This is a genomic window from Janthinobacterium sp. GW822-FHT07A03, assembly GCF_058798815.1.
Window position 1 is genome coordinate 59,511 of sequence record NZ_JBXAKW010000004.1, and the last position, 25,725, is coordinate 85,235.

Sequence of the window (25,725 nt, forward strand, 5' to 3'; positions counted from 1 at the left end):
GCCATGCGCCAAGGGAGCTGGCATGTCCGCATTTCGCCTCAGTATTGCCATCCTGGCCGGCATGGCCAGCATCCATGCGCTGCCTGTCGCGGCGCAGGCCGCCGCGGCGCGGCTGTCGTATCTGGTGCAATTGCGCGCCCCGCCGCTGGCCTCGCAGGCGGACGGCGTGCATGGGCTCGATACGAACAGCGACGCCGCGCGGCGCTACACGGCCCAGCTTGAAACGCAGCAGCGCGCCGTGCTGGCGCTGGTACCCGATGCTCCCGTGCAATATCGCTATACGACGGCCTTCAATGGCTTTGCCGCCATGCTGACGGCGGACGAAGTGGCGCGCCTGCAAGCGAGCCCGGAGGTGGCGCGGGTGTCGCCCGGCAGCATCGAACACACGCAGGATGGCGGCGGCAATGGCAAGAATAAAATACAGGACCAGCGCTAATGGCTGAGCAGGCGCAGCGCGATGCCGCGCGAGACGGCTTGCGTGCGGTTGCTCACACCCAATAATTTGTAGATGCGCTGCAAATGGCTTTTCACGGTGGTGCCGCTGATACCGAGGATTTGCCCCACCTCGTCATTGCTCTTCCCCTCGCGCACCCAATGCAGTACTTCCAGTTCGCGCGCACTGGCCGCGCGCGTGGCGCCCGGACGGGCCAAGGGCGCCAGCCGGCTGCCTGGCAGCGCCAGCCAGTGCAGGTGCAGGTAGGGCAGCAGCAATTCCAGCGCGTAGGCCTGGCGCGCCGCGTCCACGGTTCCCATGGCGAACAGGGCAAAGAAGCTGCCGCCTCCCTCGCCCACGCTGCCGTGCACCAGCACGCCATCGATGACGCCCGCCCTTTGGCCGCCCGCGCGCCAGGCCAGCGCCAGGCGCGCCAGCTGGCCCTGGCGCTCGCGCAGCTGCGCGTGATCGGGCACGATGCTGTGCCAGGCTTCGCTGCGCAGCACGGCCCCGTCGGCGCCCAGCTGCGCGCACATTAATAAGTCGTGCGGCAACAGCGTTTGCAGCGGCCCCTGGCTCCACAGAAAGAAATCGCCGGACTCGGCGATGCCATGCGCGCCGAGTATGGCGTGCAGCAGGTATTCCTGTTCCCGCCCCGTCAGCAGCATCATGCGCACACGGCGGCATCAAACGCCAGATAGCGGTAGCCGCTGCCGCGCACGGTTTCGATGCGGTGGCCGCAGCCGCCCGGCTGCAGCGCCTGCCGCAGGCGTCCCACGTGGGCATCGACCGTGCGTTCGTCGAGATAGGCCGCATGGCCCCACACCTGGTCGAGCAGGTGCGCGCGGCTATGCACCCGGCCCGGATGGTCCATCAAAAAATGCAGCAATTTGAATTCCACGCGGCCCAGGCTGACGGGCACGCTGCCGGCCGTCACGCGCTGGGTATGCGGATCGAGCCGCAAGACGCTGGCGCCGGACGTGCTTGCGCCTGCGCGCAAGGCCGATGGCGTGCGCCGGCGTAGCAGCGCGTGCACGCGGGCCAGCATTTCACGGGGACCGAAAGGCTTGCACAGGTAATCGTCGGCACCGCTTTCCAGCGCCAGCACCGTGTCCTGTTCGCTGTCGCGCGCGCTGACCATGATGATGGGCAAGTCGCACAGCTGGCCATCCTGGCGCACCTGGCGCAGCAGCGCGATGCCGGACGCGTCCGGCAACTCCCATTCCAGCAGCAGCACGTCGGGCGGGTCGGCCGCCAGCAGCGCCAGCGCGCCGCGCCCATCCACGGCGCAGCTGACCCGGTAGCCGGCGCCTTCAAGGTTATGCAGCAGCAAGGCTTGCATGGCGGGCACGGGATCGAGCAGCAGAATATGACGGCGCATGATGCATCCTTCCGAAAAAGTTGGCGGCCTCCATGAAAAACTAGACGGCCCGACAAGTTTTTGACTATGCATCAAGCGTAAAACGGTGACTAATACAATTTAGTTTCCTGATTTATAGCTATTCCAAATAAATAGGCGAAAAAAAACACAGCGCACCAGGGGCACGCTGTGTTCAGGCGGGGAAACTGTACCTTATGCCGGCAAAACGGGCTGGCGGCGACGCAGGGCAAAGCCGATCAGCGCCAGGCCGCCCGTCAGCATCATCCATTCCGACGCTTCCGGCACGGCCGAGATCGACGCGATGCTGGCGTAGGTGCTACCGGCGATGCTGGCCGGAATGCCGCCATTGATCGGCGTCAATTCGAATTGCACGAGGTTGCCGTTCACATTGCCCAGGTAGGCCATGCCGCTGGCGTCGAGCAAGCCCACGCCAAACGTCGTGCCCGCGTTACCGGCCGTGTTCAGGAAGTCGCCGCCAAAAACGATATTGAAACCGAACTTGCCGCCCAGGGTCACGTTGTGAAACCAGTCGTTGTAGGCGCCACTATTGCCGAAGGTCAAGGTGCCGGGCAAGCTGCCGCTGACGTTGCCTTCCTGCGACGCCAGCGCGCCAAAGGCGCCCGAGAAATTGCTGAGCACGGCGCTGGCGCCCGGCGCCGGACTGTTGCCGGCGATAAAGGCGAAGTCGAGGAAACCGGCACCCGAGAACTGGCGCGTGTCGATTTCCACGCGGTAGCCGAGCGGGTCCGCCAGCGCCACGCTGGAACTGGCGGCCAGCACGGCGGCCAGGACGGCGCGGCGCAGGGTAAGGTTGAATTTCGTTGTCAACATGGTCGTATCCTTAGAAGTTGCCGGCGAAAATGCTGGCGGAGTAATTGATCGTCACTTTCGACGGATTGGTGAAACTGACGGCAAACGAGGCCGTCGCACCGGGCGCCAGGCTGGCCGCGTTGACGGTGACATAGGCGGCGCCCGCATGGCTGCCCGTGGCATTCGCCAGGCTGACTCCTGCCGGCAAGCCGCCGAACACCACCTGGAACGGACCGCTGATGGCCGCCGTGCCCGTGTTGGTGAACGAGAACGTGCCCGTGTACTTTTGCGTCGCGCGGTTGAACGTCAGTCCCGAGCTGGCTTGCGCCACGCCGGCCGTGATGTCGCGGTAGGCGGGCTGCAAGTCCAGGCTGATGACGACGGGATCGTGGTCCGAGGCGCGGTAGGGCAAGGCGTTGTACAGGTCTTGCGGCTTGGCCGAGTCGATGTTGTAGTCGATCACTTCCGGCTCGTCCGCATTCACATGCCATTCGGCAACGCCGGCCACTTGCGGGCTCAGCGAGGTGCTGGCCAGCGCATGGTCGAGGTAGCCGCTCTGGCCGCCGAACACGTAGGAATACGGCATGCCAGACGGGCGCACGAAGCGCTCGAGTTCATTGACGAAGCTGGCGCCCGTGATGACCTGGATCGGATCTTCCGCGCCATACGAATTCAAGTCGCCGATGACCAGCACGTCCGCGTCGCCGGCGGCGGCCGTCACCTGCGGCACGAAGCTGCCCACCAGGCGCTGGGCTTGCTGCACGCGGGTGGCGTTCCAGCAGCTCTGGCTATCGTTCTGGTCCGCGTCCAGCCCGCTCGAAGGGCAGCTGCCCTTCGATTTCAGGTGATTGACGATCAGCGAGAATTTCTCGCCGTTGGCAGCCTTGAACGTTTGCGCCATCGGCGGACGGTTGTTGATGGCGTTGGCGTCCGACAGGGCGCCGCCCACCAGGCCCAGCTTGCCTGGCTTGTAGATCATGGCCACGCGGATGGCGTCCGTGCCCGTGGCGGCCGGCTTCGGCACCACGGCGTAGGTGACGCCGCCGATGGCCGCGTTCAGCTGCTCGACCAGGTAGGTGACGGCCGTTTCGCCATTGTTCTGGATTTCCATCAAGCCCACCACGTCCGCATCGATGGCTTTCAGTTCGGCCACGATCTTGTCGCGCTGGCGCACGAACTCGGCCAGGTTGTCGGCGCCGCGGCAGTTCGATTTGGTGGTCGACGAACCCACGGTGCAGCCCTGCCCCGTCTGGCCAAACACGTTATTGCCATTGGTAAATGTCGTAAAGAAATTCAGCACGTTGGCGCTGGCCACCTTGACGTTCCCGGATGGCAGTTCCGGGCTGCCCGTGCGCGGGTTGTCGCGCGAAAATTGCGGCGTCTGCGTCGGCTGCAATTTATAGGCGGCGCCGCCACCGCCGATGGCACCGAAATCCACCACGCCCGTCAGGTCGGCCACCGTGTCGCCGCTGCGCACGGTGTTATCCTGGCCGATATACGGTATCGTCGGCGGCGCCACGAAAATGCCATCATCAAGCACGATCAGGTTGTTCGCATTGGCGGCGATCAAGGCTTGCGCTTCGGCGGAGCCTGCCGGATAGCGGTTGGTCGGCACTTCGCGCCGTCCCGCCGACAGGGTCAGTTCGCCGCGCGCGCCCAGGTAGGCGTTTTGCGACACGGTCAACGGCTGCGTGAAACGCACCAGCATGCCTTCCACGGCGGCCAGGTTGTCGTTCGGCAAGGTCACATTCGCCGGCACGATGCCGTGGCCCGCGCTTTGCGTGAGGATGGCCGTCACGTCCTTCAATTCCGTGTAGGAATTTTTCGCGCCCGACGGCGTATATTCGAACACCGTGCCCGTCACGCGCACCAGTTCGCCCGGCTGCACGGTGGTGACGGCCGCGCCCGTGTACACAAAGATGCCGTCCGACGTAGACGGGTCGCCATCGCCGGCCGCGTCCTGCATGAAGAAACCCGTGCCCACCTTCAGGGTGACGACGCCCTCGGTCGTCTGCACGGAATTGGCGTAGGGGCTGGCCACGCCGCTGCCCTGGATTTGCGGGATCGTGTGGCTGACGGCGGCCAGGCCTTGCACGGCCACGTCGATCTTGCAGCTGGCGCTTTGCTGCTGGTCGTTGCCGAACTGGACGATGACCGGATAATTGCCCACCGGCACGCCAGCGGCCACCAGCAGGCTCACGCTGGCGCTCTCGCCCGCCACGCCGGCTGCGCTGAAATTGGCCAGGCTGATGCCGGCCACGGCCGGCGAGCTCAAGATAGCAGCATTTACCACGCCATCCACGTCGGACGCGCGCAGCACGGCGCTGCCGCCATTGCTCAGCGCCAGCGCCAGGCTGGCCGGGCAGCTGGTGATGATCTGGTGCACGACGGGACCGCCGCAGACGTGGCGCTCGGAAGCCGTGTTGCGCGGCGTCACGCTGCCGGCGGTAAAGTCCACGCTGTTATCGTCCGTGTCGCCGCAGCCGCCATTCGCGCGCGCAATCGACAGGGTATTCGATGGCGCGGGCGCGACGGCGCCCTCAAAACCGTTGGCCGTGCCGAAACCGACCAGGTCGACGACGGCGGCGCCCGTGGGGCTGGTGCCCGTCTGGGCCGTCTTGTTATTGCTCAGCAACACCTTGCCCGCCGTACCGGACATGGCCAGGCTGCCCGAGGCATCCGGCGCGGGCAAGTCCTGCGTGCCGCCCGTCCCCTTGGCTTGCTGGACCAGCAAATACTGGCCCGGTTGCAAATCGATAGCCGGCAAGGCCGTCACGGCCCAGCTCGAACCGGCGGCCGACGCGTATTGCACGCTCCAGTTGCTCAGGTTCACGGGGCTGGCGCCGCGGTTGAACAGTTCGATGAAATCGTTGCGGTACAGCGCCCCCGTGTTGCCGCCACCGCCATACACCTGGCTGATGACGATATCGGAAGCAGCCAGGGCCGGCACGGACAGGCTGGCCAGCAAGGTAGCCATGACGGTCAGGCGCAGCGGCGTGCGCAAGGGGGAAAACGAGGTGTGCATGAGGATCCCGGTCGGTAGATAAGTGACGCCGGTCCCGCATGATGGGCCGGCGCGCCACAATTAACAAAAGTATTTCAGACTTGTTATTTGCATATTAAAGGCCGGGGATGACGACTTGATGACATTTGATTAAGCCGAACGGAGTAAAAGCCTCGTCCGTGGCGTGCGGGAAGACGCCTTTCTTCGTATTCGATAAGCAACAATAGCTTCACGGCGGCACGATAAAATAGGAGCTGCCAGGAAAATATGATATACTTTAGGCAAATAAGTTTTATTCTTGATAAGTCATTGGCAACTTTGAGAACCTTGCAATACAAATGGATCGAGCGGGCCCCACCCATGCCCGGCTCTTCATCTGCCATCCTGCCGTGCATAAACCATGTCGCACAGGTAGCGTAGGCACCAATTCCATCCTCAGCGCCCGGCGATATGCGCCGCGCTCAGAATGCATTTCCAAGAGGTAAGTAAATGTCAACACCAGCCACCCCATTCAAGTTCGCTTCGTTGTTCGCCTGCAGTGTGTTATTGCTGGCGGCTGGCACGGCACAAGCGCAAAATGGCGCCCAGCGCGCCAGCGGCGACGAGAGACGCTGCCAAGCCACGGGAGCCGCCAGCAACGCAGGCGGCAAGGCGAAGGACGCCGACCTCGACAGCACCTACAGCGCTTGCAGCCTCGTCGATGGTTTCATCGGCTTCGGCGCACGCACCAATGATGGCACCAGCCAGACGCCGGAATTCGGCGAAGGCGAATCGAGCCAGGTATTGCGCCATCCGCAATCCGGCAGCCAGGGTCACCGCCTGGCCAATCTGCTGGGCCAGCAAGGCGATGGCGGCGGCAGCGCAGGCGCACGCACCGGCAATGCCGGCGGCGAGTACCGCTTTGGCGCGCGCGACTTTATCGCCGTGCAAGACCAGCCAGTGATCGACGATGCCGCTGCTTATCGCGGTGCCGGCCGCGCCTACGCCCGCGCCGATAGCGTCTATGCACCACTGCTGACATCGTCCGGCTTTGACACGGGCGCCCCCGCCGGAAAAGCCGGTGTGGGCGGCGGCGGCGCAGGCGGCGGTATCGACAGCGGCAGCAATGGCACCGGTGGCGGGGCCATCGTGCCGCCCATCACGCCCGCCGTACCGGAACCCGAGACCTGGGCCATGCTGATGGCCGGCCTGGGCTTGCTGGCCTTGGCCCTGCGCCGCAAGGCCGGGCGCCAGGCATAAGAAAAAAGGCTCGCAAGAGCCTTTTTTTTCGTCCAGGTAAGCCGTCTCAGCGCCGGTATGCCAGATATGGCGCCGCCAGGGGATCGCCGATAAACAAGCCTTGCGCCGGCCACGCGACACTGCCCCAATATGCTTCCAGCGCCGTCATCCCGCCCAGGTAGCGGCGCAGCAAGACTGTCGAATTGGGAAATTTCTGCCAGAAGTTACACGGTTCGCTGACGGTGCCATAACTGGCCGTGGCGCCCGCCTCGAGCCAGCGCTGGCTGCTCATCTGTACCGTACCCTGCAAATCGCCGCCAAACGAGGTCAGGTGATCCGCCAGCGCCCCCGGCAGGAAACGCAGGGTATCGAGCTTGCCTACTTTGGCCATGCCCGTCTGGTAAATCATGATGTCTTGCGCTCCCTCAAGCGAATCGGCCTTGATGTTCTTGATGGTGAGCTTGCGCTGGCGCACCACGCCGGCAGGCGGAAAAAAGGACGCACGGCTATTGCGCGCGCCTTCACTGGTGGTCAGGAAATAGGCGCTGGCGGCCGGCACGGAAAAGCCACTGACCGTGCCGCGGTCCACGACGGCCTTGGCCTCCTCCACAAAATCTACTGGAAGCAACATCGACAGGCGCATGCCCATCTGCGTGAATGGCTGGTTGACAGTGCTGTTGAAGTAAGTGCTCTGTTTGCCGGCATTGCAGGTCTTGGCGCATTGCGCCGCATCGTAGCCCAGGGTATATGCGGCCGTGATGGAATTGCACTCGACCGCATACGGCGCGCTCCACACCATCAGTACCGCCTGGATTTCCGGCTTGAGCTGGGCGTCGATGCGCGACTTCAGCTGCGCGAACTGGTCCGCGCTGAGCTTCTTGGGCCGGTTCGGTATCGTCACGTGCACGACATTGGCGGCGGGGACGCCATGCGCCTGGCGGTAATATTCCCCCACTTCCACACTGTTCGGTTCCGCATCGTTGATAACGATGGCCAATTGCGCGGCATTCAACCCTGGCGTCACGGATGGCGCATCGGCGTGCGCAATGCCGGCGGCCAGCGCCAGCGAAAAGCAGAGAGAGGTATGCAATGGTCAGTATCGTCGTTGGGAAATATCCAGGCAGCCATGCCGCAGCCACCCACTGTGCCGGTCGATTATAGTCCCATGTGGGTATGCGGCAAAAAAAAACGGAGGCCGCGGCCTCCGTTTCATGCAAACAATTTTATCTTCAGGCTTGCAGCTTGCGGCGGCGCGCCATGAAGCCGAGCACACCCAGGCCCGCCAGCAGCATGCCGTAGGTTTCCGGTTCCGGTACCGGCGTGACGGCCAGGATGCCGCTGTAGCTGCCGCCCGTTGGCGAGGCAACATAACCGTCGATTTGCAGGAAATAATTGCCAGCAGCCAAAGGCGTGGAGCCGGACTGCAGCGACCACGCCTGGTCTTGCGCCGTGAAATTGATCAGGTCAAGCGCGCCATGGAACAGAATGCCGCTGGCGTTGCCCAGGCTGAAACCGGTCAGTGTCAGGCCGGAGTTGACACTCGGCTTGAGCGAGGTCGCCAGTGCGCTCAGGTCGTTAAAACCCGTCACGCTGAACGTAAATTTGTCGCTGAAAAAGTTATTGCCCGCTCCGGCCAACTGGCCTGGCGCCAGCGAAAACGAGCCCAGCAGCTCGCTGCTGGAATAATCGAGCAAATCTTGCGTCAGATCCACCGTCGCGTGGCTGATGTCAACCGGTGCCGCATGGGCTGCCAGGCTGCTGCCGGCAAACATGGCGGCCACGAACAGGGATTTCAGGAATTTTTTCATACTTTTCACCAAGATGACTGCAACCGGCTCATGCCAGTTGCGGGATGGAAACGCAAACGAGGAGGCCAATCAGCCAGGGCAGGCTCAAGCCGCCTTCTGGCGGCGGCGTGCCATGAAGCCCAGCAGGCCCAGGCCCGCCAGCAACATCGCATACGTGCCAGGTTCCGGCACGGCCGATACCAGGCTGCCATTCGCGCTGAAGGCCGCGCCCGTGTTCGACACCACGTTGCCGCTGACTTTCAGATAGTAGGAACCGGCAGCCAGGTTGGCATACGACAGGCTCCATTTATCATCGATGCCGGTCAGCAACTGATCGCCGCCCAGCAGCAAGGTATTGCCGACACTGCTGTACAAGCCGAAACCCGTCAGGTTCAAGCCATTCGTCGCGCTGCTGCTGCGCGAGTTCAGTACCACGCTCAGGTCGCTCGTCTTGCTCACGTTAAACGCGAACAGGTCATTGAAAAAATTGCTTTTTTGATTATTTTTAAACTTGTCGCCAAAAGTCAGCGAACCGCCCGCGGCCAGATTGACGGCACCAGGCGTGGAACTGATGTCGACGGGCGCGGCACAGGCTGCCTGCGCGAATAAAGCTGAACCGGCAAAGGCCAGCGCGGCCAGCACCGAATACGTATTTTTCTTCATGCGATTCCACTCAACGTGAATGCGGACGCGCCAGCGCGTCCGCATGAGTTATCTGATCAAACCAGGCAGAATCATAGCATAAAGCAATTTTTTATGTTAACTATTGTTTAATGAAAAGTTACTTTATAGCATCATTCTTGAGGCCAATAGTTTCACTGTGCGGATATCGTAAAAGAACGCACATCAGACGCGCTGGTAGACATCCTCCAGCCGCACGATGTCGTCTTCCCCCAAATAACTGCCCGACTGCACTTCGATCAGGTGCAAGGGCAGCTTGCCCGGGTTTTCCAGCCGGTGCGTCATGCCGATGGGAATGTACGTTGATTCGTTTTCCGTCAGCAAAGTTACCTTGTCGCCGCATGTGACCTGCGCCGTACCGCTGACGACCACCCAGTGCTCGGCCCGGTGATGGTGCATCTGCAGTGACAGCTTGCCGCCCGGATTGACGGTGATGCGCTTGACCTGGAAGCGTTCGCCGACGTCGATGCCTTCGTAGGCGCCCCACGGGCGGTAGACCTTGCGGTGCTGCACGTGTTCGCTGCGTCCCGCCTGCTTCAGGTGGTCGACCACCTGTTTCACGCGCTGCACCTGGTTCTTGTGCGCCACCAGCACGGCGTCGTCCGTTTCCACCACGACCAGGTCCTGCACGCCCAGCATGGCCACCAGGCGGCGCTCGGCGCGCACCAGGCAATTGCTCACGCCATCGAGATACACGTCGCCGCGCACGACGTTGCCGTTGGCATCGCCCTGCTGCACCTCCCACAAGGCCGACCAGGAACCGACATCGCTCCAGCCGATGGCGGCCGGCAGCACCACCGCATGCGCCGTATGCTCCATGACGGCATAGTCGATCGAATCGGACGGGCTGGCGGCGAAGGCCTTCACTTCCAGGCGGCAGAAATCGAGGTCGCGGTAGCCGTCGCGCACGGCCGCTTCGCAGGCGGCCAGCATGGCTGGCTGGAATGCCGCCAGTTCGCTCAGATAGCGCTCGGCACGGAACATGAACATGCCGCTGTTCCAGAAATAATTACCAGCGGCAAGGAAGGACTGCGCCGTGGCCAGGTCCGGCTTTTCCACGAAACGCTCGACTTGGCAACCCGCGGCGCCAGGACTCACGGGCGCACCGCTGCGGATGTAGCCATAGCCCGTTTCCGGCGCCGTCGGCACGATGCCGAAGGTGGCCAGGGCGCCATCGGCCGCCAGCAGCGCCGCCTCGGCGATAGACTGGTGAAACGCGGCCACGTCGGTGATGACGTGGTCGGCCGGCAAGACCAGCATCAGCGCCTGCGGGTCGATGGCCAGCAGGTATTGCGCCGCCACCGCCACGGCTGGCGCCGTATTGCGGCCCACCGGTTCAAGCAGGATACCGAGCGGCGGCAAGCCGATCTCGCGCAGCTGCTCGGCCACCATGAAGCGGTGCTCATTGCCGCACACCACCAGCGGTGGCATGACCTCGAACTCGGCCAGACCACTGTCGCCTGCGCGGCGGTTGGGCAGGCTGGTCACGCGCAGCGCCGTTTCCTGCAACATGGTCTTGTCCGTTACCAGCGGCAACAGTTGCTTGGGCAGCACGGCGCGCGACAGCGGCCATAAACGGGTGCCTGAACCGCCGGACAGGATGACTGGGTAAATTTTCATAGTTTCATTTCAAAAACAGTTTATTGGGCAACGAACAGGGCCGGGGACATTTCCGCGCGGCGCAAACTGCGCCGGTCGCGCGCATTGCCCCAGGCGCCAAGCGCATACTCGGAAGCGTGGCGCATCTGGCCGGCCCGGTCGACACTGAACTCCTTGAAAACGATCATTTCGTCGAGCAATACGTCGGCCAGCACGCGCGTGTATTCGAACAGCACGCTGCGCACCACTTCGGCGCCAGCGCACACATGGCTGCCATGGCCGATCCACGTGGGCCCGACGATGACGGCGCCCGCATCGATGCGGCAGCCCGAGCCGATATACACGGGGCCTTCGATGCGCGTGCCATCGCTCCAGTCGATACTGGTATTCAAGCCGACCCATACGCCATCGGCAATCTGCCGGCCAGGAACGTGCAATTGGGCAACCTCCCCCATCAGGACGCTTTGCAGCACTTCCCAGTAATCCTTGACGCTGCCGATGTCGATCCAGTTGTACTGGCGCTTTTGCGCATAGAACGGCAAGCCCTTTTCCACCAGCAAGGGAAACAGTTCCGAACCGATGTCGAACGAACAGTCGTCGGGAATCAGGTCCAGCACTTCCGGCTCGAACAGATAGATGCCGGTACTGACGCAATTGGACAGTGCATCGGCCTGGGCCGGCTTCTCCTGGAAGGCGCGGATGCGCCCGTCGGCGTCGCTGACCACCACGCCGTAGCTGGAAACCTTGTCCCACGGCACTTCCAGGGTGATGACGGAGGCCAGCGCCCCCGTGCGGCGGTGCTCAAGCAGGGCCGCTTCCAGGTCCAGGTCGATCAAGGCATCGCCGCACAGGACGATCGTCGTCTCGTCAAAAAAACCGCCAAACTCCTGGATCTTCTTCATGCCGCCGGCCGAGCCCAGCGGTTGCGGCACGACCTCGCCCGCGTCGTTCGTATAGCCTTCGAAGGAGTAACCGATCTGCACGCCGAACTGGTGGCCTTCGCCGAAATACTCCTCGATCTTTTCATGCAGGTAGCTGACGTTGACCATGATGTCGGTCACGCCATACTGCGCCAGGTGCTCCACCAGGTACGCCATCACGGGTTTCCCCAGGATGGGGATCATCGGCTTGGGCAAATCGTAGGTCAGGGGCTGCACGCGCGTGCCCTTGCCTGCTGCCAGTATCATTGCTTTCATCGTCGGACACGCTCCCTCAGGGGTGAGGATGGTTCGCCAGGCAGCGCATGTCAGCGGCCGTCCTTGCTCAAGGTCACCGACGCGGCGGGCGCGGCGGCGGGAAACAGGCGCGCATACGCGGCCAGCAGCTTCGGCGCTTCATATTCCCACTCCAGCTCGTTGACCACGCGATGCCGGCCGAACGCTCCCATCTGCTCGCGGCGGGCGGGGTCGTCCAGCAACTCGACGATCTTGCGCGCCATGTCGACAGGATCGTTCTTCAATGCATACAAGGATGCCTGCTGTGCGGAAACCTTGCCCTCGACTAGATCAAACTGCACGATCGGTTTGCCCAAAGCCATGTATTCCATGATCTTGTTCATGGTCGACTTGTCGTTCATGTCGTTGGCCACGTCCGGGTTCACGCACACATCGGAGGTATTGAGCATTTCCAGCAATTGCTGGTCCGGTACGCGCCCCGTGAACGTCACGTACTCGGCGATGCCCAGGTCGTGCGCCATCTGCTTCATCTGCTCGAGCGAGGTGCCGCCGCCGACCAGCCCGAACTGCACGTCCTCGCGCTTCAGGGTTTGCACGATGTATTGCGCCGCCTGCAGCAGCAGGTCGATGCCTTCCTGCGCCCCCATCACGCCCACGTAACCGACCAGGTAGGCACGGCCCTTCTTCAGCGCCGGCACGGGCGGCAGCACGCGCAAGCGGTCCAGCTTGGGTCCGCTGCGCACCACGTAGACATCTTCCGGCCTCATGCCGCCCCGCTCGATGGCGATCTTCTTGTACGACTCGTTGGTGGCGATCGACACGTCGGCGCTCTTGAACGACCAGCGCTCGAACAGCACCATCAGCTTGTAGAAGAAGTCGCGGCGGCCGAACTTGGCTTCGTACAGTTCCGGATTGATGTCGTGGTGGTCGAACAGGAAACGCTTGCCCATCGTCAACTTGAAGAAGCCGCCGATGAGGAACAGCAAATCGGGCGGATTGCAGGCGTGGATGACGTCAAAACCGCGCGCAAAATGCACTTTCCATGCCAGGCGAAACGTGTGGAACAGCGCCAGCGAATACTCGACCAGATAGCCCTTCGCTCCTTCCGCTTCCAGCGGCAGGTGGTAGCGGTAGATATGGATGCCGTCGATGGCTTCGTAGCGCGATTCGTAACCTTTGCCCGTGGGACAGATGATCGACACTTCGTAGCCATTCGCATGCAGGGTGGTCGCTTCCTGCCAGACGCGCCGGTCGAACGGCGACGGCAGGTTTTCCACCAGGATCAGCACGCGGCGTGGCGCACCTGCCACCTTGTTACCAGCAGATGCCGTCATATTGCTCTCCACTTTGTTCCTTGCTGATGCGTACCAGATCGACGATGTGCTGGTGCGGCTGCAGGCTGGCGGGCACGGTCTTGAATTCGGCCGCGCCATTGCCGATGACGATGGTGTCGGCAAAATCGAGCACGTCCTGCATATTCGTCACCATCAGCTTGGAAATGTGCGGGATGTGGTTGAGGATGTAATCCTGGTTGGCGCCCGTCAGGGCGGCCAGGTTGACGTTCTTGTCGTACAGTTTCAACTCGTAGCCCTTGCCCAGCAGATACTCGATCACATCGACCAGCGGCGACTCGCGCAAGTCGTCCGTACCGGCCTTGAACGAGAAGCCCAGGATGCCTACTTTGCGCGCACCTTTGTCGACGATCATCTTGATGCCCTTTTCCACTTGCCGCTGGTTCGATGGCAAGATAGAGTTAAGCAAGGGCAAATCGAGGTCCAGGCTGCGCGCCTTGTAGGTCAGCGCGCGCACGTCTTTCGGCAGGCACGAGCCGCCGAAGGCGAAGCCTGGCTTCATGTAGTACGGCGACAGGTTCAGCTTGGTATCCTGGCAGAAGATTTCCATCACCTTGTGGCCATCGATGCCGACGGCCTTGCAGATATTGCCGATTTCATTGGCGAACGCCACTTTCACGGCGTGCCAGGTGTTGTCCGTGTACTTGACCATCTCGGCCGTTTCCACGTCCGTGCGCACCAGCGGCGCGTCCATCTTTTCATACAGCTGCACCAGCAGCGCGCCCGCCTTTTCATCGGATTCGCCGATGACCGTCTTCGGCGGATGGTAGTAATCGTAGACGGCCGTGCCTTCGCGCAGGAATTCCGGGTTGTTGCACACGCCGAAATCAACGCCGGCCACCTTGCCCGATGCCGCTTCCAGGGTCGGAATCACCAGCGCGCGCATGGAGCCGGGCAGCATGGTCGAGCGCGCCACGACGACGTGGAAGGTATCCTTTTCGGCAATCGCCGCGCCGATTTCCTGGCATACCTTGCGCACGTGGCTCAGGTCCAGGTTGCCATTGAGCTGCGATGGCGTGCCCACGCAGATGAGCGACATGTCGGAGCCGAAGACGGCGTCGCGCACGTCCGCCGTGGCGCGCAAATGGCCGCTTTTCACGGTGGCGGCGATCATCTCGCCAATATCCTTCTCGATGATGGGCGTGGTGCCCTGGTTGATCAGGTCGACCTTGGTCTTGTTCGGATCGACGCCTATCACTTCATGCCCATCCGTTGCCAGGCAACCGGCAGAGACCGCACCCACGTAGCCGAGGCCAAAAATACTGATTTTCAAAATATGCTCCCTTAATGATGAGCCGGCGAATTAGCCGGCGACGTCTGCGGCATCAGCTCGATGTGCGTCACGATTTCAGTTGTTCCCTGCACCCGCATGCGCCAGGCGGCGCTGGCAATCGGTGATTTCTCGTCGAAGCGGCGCGAGATCCAGCCGCCAGGCGGTGTCTCGCTGCCGCGCAATACCTCCAGCGTTCCATGCGAACAGCGCATGCGCAAGCCGGACCGCAAGCCCTGTGCCTGCAATTGCCCGTCGTTGACGGTGACCAGGCAATGCTCGCCGAACTGCCAATGCACGGAAATATCATGTACATTTGTACATTGTAATATGTCTTTTACAACAATGCATTTATTATTAAAGTTGAACTCGATACGACGCCGGTGCAGCACGGGGTCGGCCAGGCGGCTGTAGCCATCGTGTTCACCCTCAAAAACTTGCACCTCGGAATTCGTTTCATGAGCAATCATGCGCGCATTGGCTTTTTTCAGCCACATGAAATTACCACCGATTTCAGACTGGTCCAGACCGTCGACGGCTAGCGTGTTATGCGCAGGCGTGCTGCGGAAGTAGTCGCGCCATTTTTTTTGCGTGTGATAGGCGTAGGTACCTGGATCGGTGAGCAATTCCTCTCCGCCGACGGAGAGGGTAAAGGCCAGCGCATCGGCATGTCCATGCGCGGCAATGGACAGGTAGCCCAACGGTGCGCAGTCGGCCACCAGGCGCACTTCATCGGCCGTGCCGAAATGGCTGCCGAGCAAGAAGTACCCGCCTTCCGGAAATGCCATCACGGGCGCCTCCGGCAAGCCGCCATCAAGCGCCTGCCACTGTTGCAAGCCCGCCACACCAAACAGCCAGCGGTTCTTGTCGTCAAAATGGCCGGCCTTGCGCTTGAAGTCGGCACGGCCGAACAGCACGGCGCAGCTGGCCAGCAGCGAACGGTAGCGATGCCAGCCGTCCTCGTGCGCCAGACGCACCATCTGCGCATCGTCGGCATCGCCCGTCATCGGCACGTTGCCATCCACGTCCATCAGTGCGGCGATAAAGTCGGCCAGGCGCTCCAGGCGCTGCAAGTACGCCGCGGAAAAACCCGCGCCGTTGGCCTGCCCTATCCTCTGGCACAGCAGCATCATGTCCATCACTTCATGCTGGTAATAGACGGCTTGCTCGCGGTTCACGCCATCTGGCGTATTTTGCTTGAGCGCCTCCTCTTCCAGCCCCTGGCGCGCTACTGCCTGCCATTTCGCACTTTCCGGCCAACAAGGCCACACGCTACTGGCCACAAACAAGCCCATGTATTCACCGAACAGATGGTTGTTCGCCGACGAATGGCGCGAAAAATAACCGGCGATGAAGTGGGCGTGCTGGTAGATGGCGGCAAGCCACTGTTGCAGGAAACGCTGTCCCGCTTCGCCCTGGAACAGCGGCGAAGCCGCACCACCCAGCAATTCCCAGGCGCAAGCCCAGTTCAGCAGGCGCAGCGCCAGCTCAAGCGAACTGGTCCAGTGCACGCCCATGGGATACGGACACTGTTCGAACCACGACTGCAGCAAGCGACGCGCGCCATCGGCGTAGCGCTGCTCGCCCGACACTTTCCATGCCTGCGCCAGCGCCACCAGTTCCAGGTGCCGGTTTGGTTCCCACAGATACTTGATATCGCCGACCACCTTTTCGCTGCGGTAATCGATCTGCTTGCCCAAGGTCAGCGGCGCCACGGTACCCGTTTTCGGATCGCGGTTCCATTCCGGAGGGAAACCCAGTTCCGCCCCACGCAGGGCGAAGACATTCCAGCGGCCCGCCAGCACGGTATCGGCGGCCCCGCACAGGGCGGCGATATCGGTATCCTGCCCGTTGCCAGCCAGAAAAGGCCGTCCTGTGCGAGACAGGTCAGGCACCGGCACCTTGCGCAGCAAGCCGATGCCAAACTTGCTGGCCTTCTTTTGCAGCAACTGCTGCACGCGCCAGACAATCTCGGGTGCACCCATCAATTTCAAGCGGTTGATTTTCCATGCTAGCGATGTCATACGGCACTCAGCCCCAAGTCGGTATAAATTTGTTCCAGGCGCGGCATGACCGCCGCCGTGGAAAACTGACGCTCCACCTTGCTGCGTCCCGCCGCGCCCATTCTTTGCGCCAGCGCATCGTCGGCCAGCAAGCGCGCGATCCGGTCAGCCAGTCCCTGGACGTCGCCGGGCGCGAGCAGGTAGCCCTCCACCCCATCTTGTATGGCCTCGGGAATGCCGCCGATCGCCGTGGCAATCACTGGCACGCCGCTGGCCATCGCCTCCAGTATGCTCATCGGCAATCCTTCAAAATATGAAGGCAGGACGTAGATACGGCAACTATTGAGCAGGCGCGTCTTTTGCTCGCCCTGTACCCAGCCCAGCAGCTCGACGTGCCGGGCCACTCCCAACGCATCGGCTTGCTGCTGCACGGCGCTACGGTCGCCATCCCCGCCCAGCGCCAGGTGCAGCGATGGGCAACGTTGCGTCAGGTCGGCACATGCCTGCAGCAGGTCATCAACACCCTTGGCCTTGCCTAACTTGCCCAGGAACAACACACTTCCCGCTTGGCGTGCAGGCCATGGCGCGACCATGGGCGGCAACGCCACCGGATTGAACATGGTCTCGACATGCGGATTGCGGCTCATGCCGCGGACCCAGGCCTGCCAGCCGCTCGACAGCACCAGCACACGTGATGCGTGATTAAAAATGTAGCGGATATACGCACGCCGCAGCGGACCGCATTGCCGCTCATAAAAAGCGGCAAAGCCGCCGCCGTGCAGGTGCAGGATGCTGGGAACCCGGCACAGGAATGCAAGCAGGAAAAATCCCGACTTGCGCCAGAAGCTCGCGTGCGAGGCGACATGCACGTGAATCAGGCCCACCTGCCCAGTCAGCAGCATGGCCACGAAGCGCGCATAGGCGCACAGCATGATGCGCAGCTTGGCCAGGGGCCCGCCATCACAATGCGTGGCCAGGTAATGCACGCGGTAACGCTCAAACAGGCCAGTGCCCTCATACACGCGCGCCACGGAAGCAATGCCGCCCATGGTGTTCAGGCTGGTGCCGACCATCAGAATTTTTTTCATGTCGAATCAGATAATTTGTCATTTTCCGCCAGCAGGCGGGTACTGCCGCACATGGCCCTGCCGCGCGGCCTTAGCCGTTTGCGCGGGTAGCCGTCTCATTGACCACCCAGCGGAACTTGCCCGCCGCCGTGTTGGGCAAGGCCGTCTTCAGCACAACTTCCACGCTGACGCCGGAATCGACCATGGTGTGAATGTTGTCAAGCAGCTTGAGCTTGTCGCTATCGGAAAAGGCGGGGCCAGGCAGCAGGCGCACTTCCCAGCGCGCAGCCCCCACTTGCGCCACTTGCGACTTGAGGATGTTATCGACGCCCTTGAAAGCGAACGTCAGGACGGATGGGCTGATCACCGCACCGCCGCTGCCGGTGATGCTGTCCTCAAATTTGCCGGTAACGGGCTCGATCATGGGAAAGGGCCTGCCGCAATCGCAGCGGCCAGGCTTCCAGCGGGTGCGGTCGCTGAGCCGGTAACGCAGCAGCGGCATGGCCAGATTATGAAAAGTCGTTCCCACCACGAAACCCTCCCCGTCAGTCGCCTCGCCGTGCTCGTCCAGGATTTCCACATGGGAATAATTACTGTTCAAGTGCATGTGACCATGTTCGCACTCGGTAGCGAACGCCACGCGCTCAGCCATTCCATACATGTCCATGATGGTGGCACCCAGGCGCTCGACGATCAATGCGCGCTGATGCGGATACAGCGGTTCCGATGCCGTAAACACATACGGAATGGAGAGCCGCCGCCCGCGCCGCTGCAAGAAACCGGCCAGCGTGTAGGCTGTCGACGGATAAGCTTGCAACATGGCCGGCGCCGCCTGCTCCAGGCGGTCGATGATCGCATCGGCATGCGCCTCGGTCAGGTGCCGCGACGACAGCAGCAACTGGCGGTTATAGCGGTTCCAGAACCAGAATGGCGGTCTGGTCTGGTTGATCCCGGCCACCATGTCGCCACGCAGGGTGGCGCGCGTCATCTGGGGCGTGTAGCCGGACCAGCTCCAGTGGCGCTGGATGAAGGCGTTTTCCATCAATACCGACTGCATGCTGCGAAAAATCGTCAACGGCGTGCCTGTCGTGCCACTGGTCTGCCCTGCGGCCTGCCACGGCCGTTTGCGGCCCTGATGCGGATACAGCGCGGCACGGTGTGCAAGCAACGCCGCCTTATCGATCACGGGAAAATGCTCGCGCAATACCTGTGCCGCCTGGGCTGGCGTAAAACCGCGTGGCATGGCCGCGTAATGGGGCAGCGTACGTATGGCGTGCTGCATGCTCGCATGCAAGCGCAACCGGGAATAGTGCGCCAGCTCGTCGGCACTCATGCGTTCATGTGCAGCGAGGCGGTCCATGGCACGCCGCAACAAAAAATTATCGCGTAGCATGGCTCGCATGCCGAAACGCAGTTCGTTCTTGATTGAAGACATAATCACAGTGGCTCCCGCAACGGGGCTTCCGATAGGAGTGGGATGGATGGCATCAGAGCAGCAGGAAACGATGGATTTCTTCACCTGGACTGCCGACCTTGGCCAGGCGGGACTCCGCCTGCGCGATCGCATCGCTCAATGCTTTCCGAAATGTAGCATCTTCGACGGCACGCTCGAGGGCCGCGCGCATGGCTTCGGCATCATCATGCGGCACGAAGCCCGGATAATCGCTGCCCAGATAGGCCTCGATCGCCTCATGGCGGGTCGCCACCAGCGGTTTGCGATTGCGCAATACCCGCAGCAGCACGCTTTGCCCGCATGCCTCGCCCTGGCTTTTCAAGGGCATGGCAACGACGCGGCTGGCGGCAAGCAGACTCTCAAACTGCGCCTCCGGCAAATCCAGGTGCAGGCTGACGCGCGATTGCGCCGGCACCACGACGTGATTGCGCTCTGCCGCCACCACCACCAGCGGGGCGCTGACACCCGCCATGGCCTGCAACAGCAAGTCATAGTCGCGGTTGGAATAACCACCGGCGAACACATAGTCGCCCTCGACCGCTGCCGCGGCGCCGCCAAAACCATAGAGTTCCTGCCGCCACAGGTGGAAATGCACGTCCTGCGGCGCCATGCCGACGGCCTGGATCAGATTCTCGCCCTCCCCTTTCGAGAAGGCGATGAAGCCCATCCCGGGGAAGCGCAGGGCGCGCCAGAGCAGGTTGAGACAGCGGCGCGCCCGCAGCGAATGGACGAAACACGCCATCACCAGCAGCTTGCGCGGGCGCGTCACCAGGCCGCAGCGTATCATCGCCAGAATGGGGAGCGCCTGCCAGCCGATCAGCAGCACGGTATCGTCGCTGCCCCACAGCTTGCGCACACCCCACAGCTTGGGCGACACCATGGCTGCCAGGATGGACAGTTTTCCGCGAAACGACGAGCCACGGCCACGCTCCGGCCCCATGTTACTGACATGGGCTCCCTGCTGTTGCAGGTAGGCGACAACGTCCTGGTAGCCGCCAGCTTGAGAAAGGATTATTTGAATCATCAGAAAACATTTTCAAAAAAACATTATCACATAGCATAGCGACATCGTCCACCGTTTTGCTGCAGTGCACAGAATTGTTACAATATTATGGCTTTTGAGCAAAGCCTTCCCGATAAACGGAGGCGAGCCGGCTGGCCAGCACGCGGTAGCTGCGCTGTTCGTCAATAAAGGCCGGACCGGTGGCGGCAAGCAAACGGGCGGCAGGCAGATCGGCAAGAATGCCGCCGATCTGTTCGGCCATCGCCTCGGGGTTGCTGGCAGTCAAGCGACCCGCTCCGCTGGCGCGCAACACGTTTTCCTGGTCCGGGCTGTCATTGCCCACGCAAGGCATGCCCAGCGCCAGGTACTCGAGCAGCTTGGTCGGCGAGCTGTAATCGAACAGCGCACCGCGCGGCACATAGGAAAGCGCCACATCGGCGCCGCATAGCAAAGCCAGCGCCTGCAGCGATGGCAGCCAGCCCGTCACATGAATCGCATCAGCAACACCCAGGCGCGCCGCATACGCCATCAAGGCAGGCACATCGGATGCCGTCGGCGAATCGCCGATGAACAGCAAGCGTGCCGAGGGCTGGCGGCGGCGCAAAAGCAACAGCGCATCGAGCAGCATCGTCAGTTCGCGCGAGCTATCGAGCGTGCCGAGATAAGCGAGCACGGGGACGTCTTCCCAGCCGGGCAGGCGGCGTGGCGCCAACGCTTCCCCGTGCAGGATTTCCATATCGACGCCCATCGGCACGGCCGTCAGCCTTTCCGCCGGAACCCCATGCTCCACCATCAACGCCTTCATCGCTTCGCTCTGCACAAAGACATGGTCTGCGCCCTTGAGCACGACTTTATACAGCAGGAAACGCTCGATCAATCCTTTGAGCAATACCACATGGTAGCGGCGGCCGCCTCCCGCCGCGATTTCCGCGCGCGCGCGCGCGATACGGCCCTCGCTCATCAGGAACGAAACCCAATAGGCAAAGGGAATGCCTTTCCAGCGCGCGAGCAGCATGGCGAACAAGCCGGTCGACACCATGTCGCGCACCTGTATCAAGTCGCACTGCTCTTTCTTGGCAGCAAAAATCCGACGCATGCAAAGCTTGAAGAATGCCCATTCCTGACGTACGCGGCTGGACTGCACGGCCGGCCGCCACTGGCTCGCATAGGCACCGTCAACGAGTTCACCCTTGCCAGCCTTGCCGACGATATCGCACACCACGCCGTGACGGGGAAGATACTTTCCAAACAGGGTAACGACGTCGGCACGGAAGGTCGGCAAAGGTTCTGGCACCAATTGCAATAAACGAAATACGCTGTGTGGTTTCAAAGTAAGACACCGTGACTAGCCCGTAAAAAGCGGGCGCGCAAAAGAAAAAGCGATGGCTGAAAATCAGCCATCGCTCGCGAGGAGCACGCATATGATAACCGCGGCTCCGTTTTCTGTTAATAAAAATTAGTTATTTGGAATCACAATTGACTGTCCGTCAATCGTCAGCGTCCGTCCGGTAGCGCTCGGCGCACTGAGCGTGTAAGGCAGATTCTGGCATCCGACGTCGAGCAATACGAGGAACTCGCCGCTCGTCGCCGCCGGCTTGACGAAGGCACCATGCGCTTCGAACTTGCCCGCTTGCGGCGGCGGACCGCTGCGCGTTTCATAGCTGGCTGGCTCGGTTGAAATCGAGCGGGCGCACAGCTTGCGATCCACGTTGAGGATGGAAACGGAGCCATCGGCCTGTGGCACGATAGGCGCGGCCGCGTGCAGATTCCATTCGAACTTGTGCGGCGCCGGCGCGGCCAGCAGATCTTGCACCACCACCACATTCTTCGGTCGGAAATACCATACCTTGCGCACCGCCTTGCTCATGACGCTGCCATAGGCATTGATCGCATCGCCAGCCGTATAGTCGAGAGCCGGCGTCGTGGCGAAACTGAGAATCTTGCCATTCCGGCCCAGATTGACCGTATTGCCATCAACCAACTGACCAATGCCGGCATCATACGTAATCGCATTATGCGACCGGGTTTGACGATACCAGGAATTGAACAGCGGCGAACCATACCAGTCCATATAGCCGGCCTCGATCAACAAGGGACGCCCGCCACTGCTCAGGATCAGGCTGTTCTGATCGCCGTGGCTATGATTGTATGAGCCAAACGGGCTGGACTTGAAATACACCGATGTCCGGGCGCGATCGGTCAGATCACTATGCATGGCGACCCAGCCGATGCTCGGATACAGGGCGGCGTTGGGCGGTGCAACGAGGGCTGCAGCCTTGGTGTAAGGCAATGGATAAGGAGCCTGCAGCAAGGTGAGGAAATCTTCATCACCCACGATGTTGCGTGCATACCAGGCGGCGGCCGGCGTCGAGAAGCGCGAGGCATACGCCTTCATGTAGCGGAAATCCGGTTTCAGTTCGCTTTCATCGCCAAACGCATGGGAACCGGCGCCTGGCGGCACGAAATGGGCAAAAAAGTTCAGGAAGCCATTCGACCAAGGCTTGGCAAAGATATTCACGCCCGTCGCCTCGGACAAAGGTTGCCATATTTGCAATGCATAATCTGCCGTATATTGTCCGTACGCCGTGCCATTGGCAAATCCGCCTTCAGGGCCGCTCCATGCATACACCGTATTGACATAGGAACGGAAGGCAAAATCGAACCAGACATCCGCCTGCGGTATCTCACCGATGGCCAGCGTCGATATCAGCGCCAGGAAACCCAGATTGGTCCCGCCGTGCGAATCGTACGGATACTGGTCAAGCCGATTGTTATTCCCGCTTAAATCCTTGTAAATATCCGTGGTGCGCAGGGCGATCACATTCAGCCAGGCGGCACGGCGCGGGGCATCGATTTCGGCGGACAGGAAATCGATCGCCTTGATCATCGACAGGGCAATCACGCGCGTTCCCTGATCCTGATTGGCATAACTGGTGGGACCGGTCGGGCTGAGCTTGGCAAACTGATCGCCGCGCACGAATGCTTCGTTCAGGTAGCGCGCCTCTCCCGTCAATCGATACAACAAGGCCGCCGATTCGAGCTGGCGTCCGGTGGTATTGATGCGCGTGCGGATGTCGGCGTTCTGGGCGCTCAGGGCGGCCGTCGCCACGCCCGTATTCACCAGCGGCCAGTCGCTATCTTTCACCGCCGGCATGTAAGCCATCTTGTATGTCACCTCGCTCACCATGTTGGCCAACGGCGCGGCGCGCTCTGCGCGCATGGCCGTCGTCCATTGGGAAGAGGTGAGGAAACCTGGCTGCAGCATGCGTGGACGTGCATGCTTCTTGACGTTGGCGATCACGACGCTGGTGTCGGGCACGACAAACACGGCGGAGGCACTATCGATCGTGAAGTAACGGGGGTTCGACCATTCCGTCGTGGTGGATGGCCGCACGCGCCAGGAGTAGTTGCCGGGAGCATACGCCACCGTCGGCAAGACCCAATTGCGCGACGTCGTGTACGTATAGGCAACCGCACCGTTCAGACTCACTTCCAGCACATACGCCGGTGGCTGCGTTTTATGCTGGGACCACGAGAAGGCAGGAGGATTCTGTGGCTGTCGCTGATTATCGCTAGGCAAGGGCTTGACCGCCTCGATATCAGGCGCAATCACCCAATCTGCGCGGCTGCCACCGCTGACACACAAGCAGGCGAGGATGAGCAAGCGAACGAGCGTCGTTGTGGGAAACTTCATGAAAGTAGCTCCAAATAAGGAAAACCAAAAGCGCACCAGGCGGCGCGCCGCACCATACCTGAACTATTGCCGTGCAAATCAGTCAAAGATGGAAAGCGGGAAAGGTTGTCCAGCATGCCCTGCGCGGACGATGCAGCACAAATCTCTCTGCGTTGAAGCAACTATACAGGAAAGGGAATGATCATCAAAAGCAAAAAACCAAAACTCTTGCGTTTTGTTGCGTAACGACATTAGCCACCACTTTTGAAGAAGTTGACAATATTATCGAAGAAATTACATGAACTTAGGATAATGTTATTATGATGAAATTGGTTCCAACAGGCGTGCAAAACGGGGCGAGATGCGCGCCAGAGTGGGGAGTTCCGTGCGCTTGAACAAACCGACAAAACGCAGGGCCAGCAGATAGGCCGCCACACAGGCCAGCAGCGCGGCGACGATGACAAAATTACCACCAGGCATGAACAACACTAGGCGGGCAATCAGTGCCGCACCAGCGACGGCCGCGACAAGGCGCAACAAGACTGGCAATCCGATACCCAGTCCCTGTTGCAGGCTAGGCTCCCTGTTCACCCAACGCAGCCAGCCATAGATGATGTAGTACGGCATCGTGCTCACCAGCACCAGCAGCAGCGGACTGCGCAGATAGGCGCACAAGCCGAGCAAGCCCAGGAAGGGCAAGGAAAACCACAGCCACAGGCGGTTATGGTGCGAAATGCGGCCGATGGGGTTCAAACTGAGAAACAGCGATTCGCCCAGACTCATCCCTGCCAACTGCAGCACGATCAATACCGCCAGCAGCATCTCGCTGCCATAGCGGCCGTGGGTCACCCAGTTGATCAAGGGTTCGCCGCAACCGATCAGGCTGGCAATACCGAGTCCGATGATGACGTAATTGAAGCGCAGCAACAGCGACACGGCGGAGCGGATACGCTCGATATCGTGGTACTTGCTGTAATCGCTGGCCAGCGACGGCTCGACTATGCCCTTGGCCAGGAAGATGGGCATGAACTGGTAGGCGCGGTCCGACAAGGTCTGGAAGAAGCCGAACGACGCCGTGACCAGGGGCGTGGCCACCGCACCGACGATCAGCTTGAGCAGCGCGCCACGGAACGGCAGCCCCAGCATGTATGCCGCCTGCGTTCCCAGGCTGTCGCGCCACAGGGCGCGGAACGAAAAACCAAAGCTGAGCGGCAGGGGCGGCGGCGCGTTGTGCCGCAAATGCGCAAATTCACGGGCCAGTACCAGCAGCAAGGCCAGCGACAGCACGCATTCGGTGACGGCAAAGACATTGGCCACGTCGACCACGCCGAGATCGTGGATGAATACCAGGCTGGACAAGCCGGCCAGGCGCACGCAGCCGGCCAGCATGAACAACATGGCCTGGCGCTTCTGCAAGCCCAGGCTGTTACAAAAGATCAGCAGGCTATCGTTACAGGCCGAGCTGAGCCCATAGGCAATGTATTGCAGGGGAATCGAGGATGACTGTTCGATGATCTGCTTCGGCAATAGCAGCGATGAGAAGAAATACAGGCCCAGCAGTAATAACAGCATGAGCGCCAGGCGCGCCGATATCAGGCCCAGCATCAGCAGCAGCAATTCGCGCCATTTGACGGCTTCGCGCAGGGGCGGCATGAAGCGGTACACCACGCGGTCCATGCCGAACATGGTGACGAACACCAGCACGGCCGTGCCGGCGACAAAAATCGTATATGCCGCGTAATCGTCCACGCCCAGATTACGCACCAGCACGAACTGGGTCAGCAGCGAGGCAATGGCCACCCCAACCTTTGCCAAG

General features: G+C 61.5%; 20 protein-coding genes. 2 read left to right on the forward strand and 18 right to left on the reverse strand.

Annotation, left to right across the window (positions count from 1 at the left end; all coding sequences use genetic code 11):
- Nucleotides 1-22: 22 nt before the first annotated feature.
- A complete protein-coding gene (locus AC1RJW_RS12560; protein ID WP_493045214.1) occupies nucleotides 23-436 on the forward strand; it encodes a protease inhibitor I9 family protein in 414 nt (137 codons plus the stop codon).
- On the opposite strand, the gene AC1RJW_RS12565 is transcribed toward AC1RJW_RS12560, so the two are convergent.
- The 4 genes from AC1RJW_RS12565 to AC1RJW_RS12580 all read right to left on the reverse strand — a co-directional run bounded on the left by AC1RJW_RS12565 (nucleotide 433) and on the right by AC1RJW_RS12580 (nucleotide 5,649).
- Nucleotides 433-1,104: a LuxR C-terminal-related transcriptional regulator gene (locus AC1RJW_RS12565; RefSeq protein ID WP_493045215.1), complete on the reverse strand. Its 672-nt coding sequence runs from the start codon at nucleotides 1,102-1,104 to the stop codon at nucleotides 433-435. The genes AC1RJW_RS12560 and AC1RJW_RS12565 overlap by 4 nt on opposite strands.
- Nucleotides 1,101-1,814, reverse strand: coding sequence for a winged helix-turn-helix domain-containing protein (locus AC1RJW_RS12570; protein WP_493045216.1), 714 nt, complete (start codon nucleotides 1,812-1,814; stop codon nucleotides 1,101-1,103). The genes AC1RJW_RS12565 and AC1RJW_RS12570 overlap by 4 nt, the downstream gene beginning before the upstream one ends.
- A 192-nt stretch (nucleotides 1,815-2,006) precedes the next feature.
- Nucleotides 2,007-2,645 carry an NF038129 family PEP-CTERM protein gene (locus AC1RJW_RS12575; protein ID WP_493045217.1) on the reverse strand — a complete coding sequence of 213 codons (639 nt, stop codon included), beginning with the start codon at nucleotides 2,643-2,645 and terminating at the stop codon, nucleotides 2,007-2,009.
- Between the two features lie 10 nt (nucleotides 2,646-2,655).
- The gene (locus AC1RJW_RS12580; protein ID WP_493045218.1) at nucleotides 2,656-5,649 is read right to left on the reverse strand and encodes an ExeM/NucH family extracellular endonuclease; all 2,994 of its coding nucleotides are present in this window, start codon (nucleotides 5,647-5,649) and stop codon (nucleotides 2,656-2,658) included.
- Nucleotides 5,650-6,117: 468 nt separating this feature from the next.
- On the opposite strand from AC1RJW_RS12580, the gene AC1RJW_RS12585 reads away from it, so the two are divergent.
- On the forward strand, nucleotides 6,118-6,867 hold the full coding sequence (locus AC1RJW_RS12585; protein ID WP_493045219.1) for a PEPxxWA-CTERM sorting domain-containing protein: 750 nt from the start codon (nucleotides 6,118-6,120) through the stop codon (nucleotides 6,865-6,867).
- A gap of 46 nt (nucleotides 6,868-6,913) precedes the next feature.
- On the opposite strand, the gene AC1RJW_RS12590 is transcribed toward AC1RJW_RS12585, so the two are convergent.
- The 14 genes from AC1RJW_RS12590 to AC1RJW_RS12655 all read right to left on the reverse strand — a co-directional run bounded on the left by AC1RJW_RS12590 (nucleotide 6,914) and on the right by AC1RJW_RS12655 (nucleotide 25,724).
- On the reverse strand, nucleotides 6,914-7,936 hold the full coding sequence (locus AC1RJW_RS12590) for a TIGR03790 family protein (RefSeq protein ID WP_493045220.1): 1,023 nt from the start codon (nucleotides 7,934-7,936) through the stop codon (nucleotides 6,914-6,916).
- Between the two features lie 139 nt (nucleotides 7,937-8,075).
- Complete coding sequence (locus AC1RJW_RS12595; RefSeq protein ID WP_493045221.1) at nucleotides 8,076-8,654, reverse strand: FxDxF family PEP-CTERM protein; 579 nt, start codon at nucleotides 8,652-8,654, stop codon at nucleotides 8,076-8,078.
- An 84-nt stretch (nucleotides 8,655-8,738) separates the two neighbouring features.
- Nucleotides 8,739-9,296, reverse strand: a complete 558-nt coding sequence (locus AC1RJW_RS12600) for an FxDxF family PEP-CTERM protein (protein ID WP_493045222.1) — start codon at nucleotides 9,294-9,296, stop codon at nucleotides 8,739-8,741.
- Nucleotides 9,297-9,479: 183 nt separating this feature from the next.
- On the reverse strand, nucleotides 9,480-10,934 hold the full coding sequence (locus AC1RJW_RS12605; protein WP_493045223.1) for a mannose-1-phosphate guanylyltransferase/mannose-6-phosphate isomerase: 1,455 nt from the start codon (nucleotides 10,932-10,934) through the stop codon (nucleotides 9,480-9,482).
- Between the two features lie 20 nt (nucleotides 10,935-10,954).
- The gene (locus AC1RJW_RS12610; RefSeq protein ID WP_493045224.1) at nucleotides 10,955-12,109 is read right to left on the reverse strand and encodes a nucleotidyltransferase family protein; all 1,155 of its coding nucleotides are present in this window, start codon (nucleotides 12,107-12,109) and stop codon (nucleotides 10,955-10,957) included.
- A 50-nt stretch (nucleotides 12,110-12,159) separates the two neighbouring features.
- Nucleotides 12,160-13,422, reverse strand: a complete 1,263-nt coding sequence (locus tag AC1RJW_RS12615; protein ID WP_493045225.1) for a glycosyltransferase family 4 protein — start codon at nucleotides 13,420-13,422, stop codon at nucleotides 12,160-12,162.
- Nucleotides 13,403-14,713, reverse strand: coding sequence for a nucleotide sugar dehydrogenase (locus tag AC1RJW_RS12620; protein ID WP_493045226.1), 1,311 nt, complete (start codon nucleotides 14,711-14,713; stop codon nucleotides 13,403-13,405). The genes AC1RJW_RS12615 and AC1RJW_RS12620 overlap by 20 nt, the downstream gene beginning before the upstream one ends.
- 11 nt (nucleotides 14,714-14,724) lie before the next feature.
- Nucleotides 14,725-16,734 (reverse strand): heparinase II/III family protein, encoded by a 2,010-nt coding sequence (locus AC1RJW_RS12625; protein ID WP_493045227.1) that lies wholly within the window; start codon nucleotides 16,732-16,734, stop codon nucleotides 14,725-14,727.
- Nucleotides 16,731-17,801: a glycosyltransferase family 4 protein gene (locus tag AC1RJW_RS12630; RefSeq protein ID WP_493045228.1), complete on the reverse strand. Its 1,071-nt coding sequence runs from the start codon at nucleotides 17,799-17,801 to the stop codon at nucleotides 16,731-16,733. Before AC1RJW_RS12630 ends, AC1RJW_RS12625 begins: the two co-directional genes overlap by 4 nt.
- Nucleotides 17,802-17,871: 70 nt before the next feature.
- On the reverse strand, nucleotides 17,872-19,299 hold the full coding sequence (locus tag AC1RJW_RS12635) for a phenylacetate--CoA ligase family protein (protein WP_493045229.1): 1,428 nt from the start codon (nucleotides 19,297-19,299) through the stop codon (nucleotides 17,872-17,874).
- On the reverse strand, nucleotides 19,268-20,257 hold the full coding sequence (locus AC1RJW_RS12640; RefSeq protein ID WP_493045230.1) for a glycosyltransferase family protein: 990 nt from the start codon (nucleotides 20,255-20,257) through the stop codon (nucleotides 19,268-19,270). Before AC1RJW_RS12640 ends, AC1RJW_RS12635 begins: the two co-directional genes overlap by 32 nt.
- Before the next feature lie 85 nt (nucleotides 20,258-20,342).
- Nucleotides 20,343-21,530 carry a glycosyltransferase gene (locus AC1RJW_RS12645; RefSeq protein ID WP_493045231.1) on the reverse strand — a complete coding sequence of 396 codons (1,188 nt, stop codon included), beginning with the start codon at nucleotides 21,528-21,530 and terminating at the stop codon, nucleotides 20,343-20,345.
- A 162-nt stretch (nucleotides 21,531-21,692) separates the two neighbouring features.
- On the reverse strand, nucleotides 21,693-23,930 hold the full coding sequence (locus AC1RJW_RS12650) for a heparinase II/III domain-containing protein (RefSeq protein ID WP_493045232.1): 2,238 nt from the start codon (nucleotides 23,928-23,930) through the stop codon (nucleotides 21,693-21,695).
- Nucleotides 23,931-24,227: 297 nt separating this feature from the next.
- The gene (locus tag AC1RJW_RS12655) at nucleotides 24,228-25,724 is read right to left on the reverse strand and encodes a hypothetical protein (RefSeq protein ID WP_493045233.1); all 1,497 of its coding nucleotides are present in this window, start codon (nucleotides 25,722-25,724) and stop codon (nucleotides 24,228-24,230) included.
- Nucleotide 25,725: the final 1 nt, after the last annotated feature.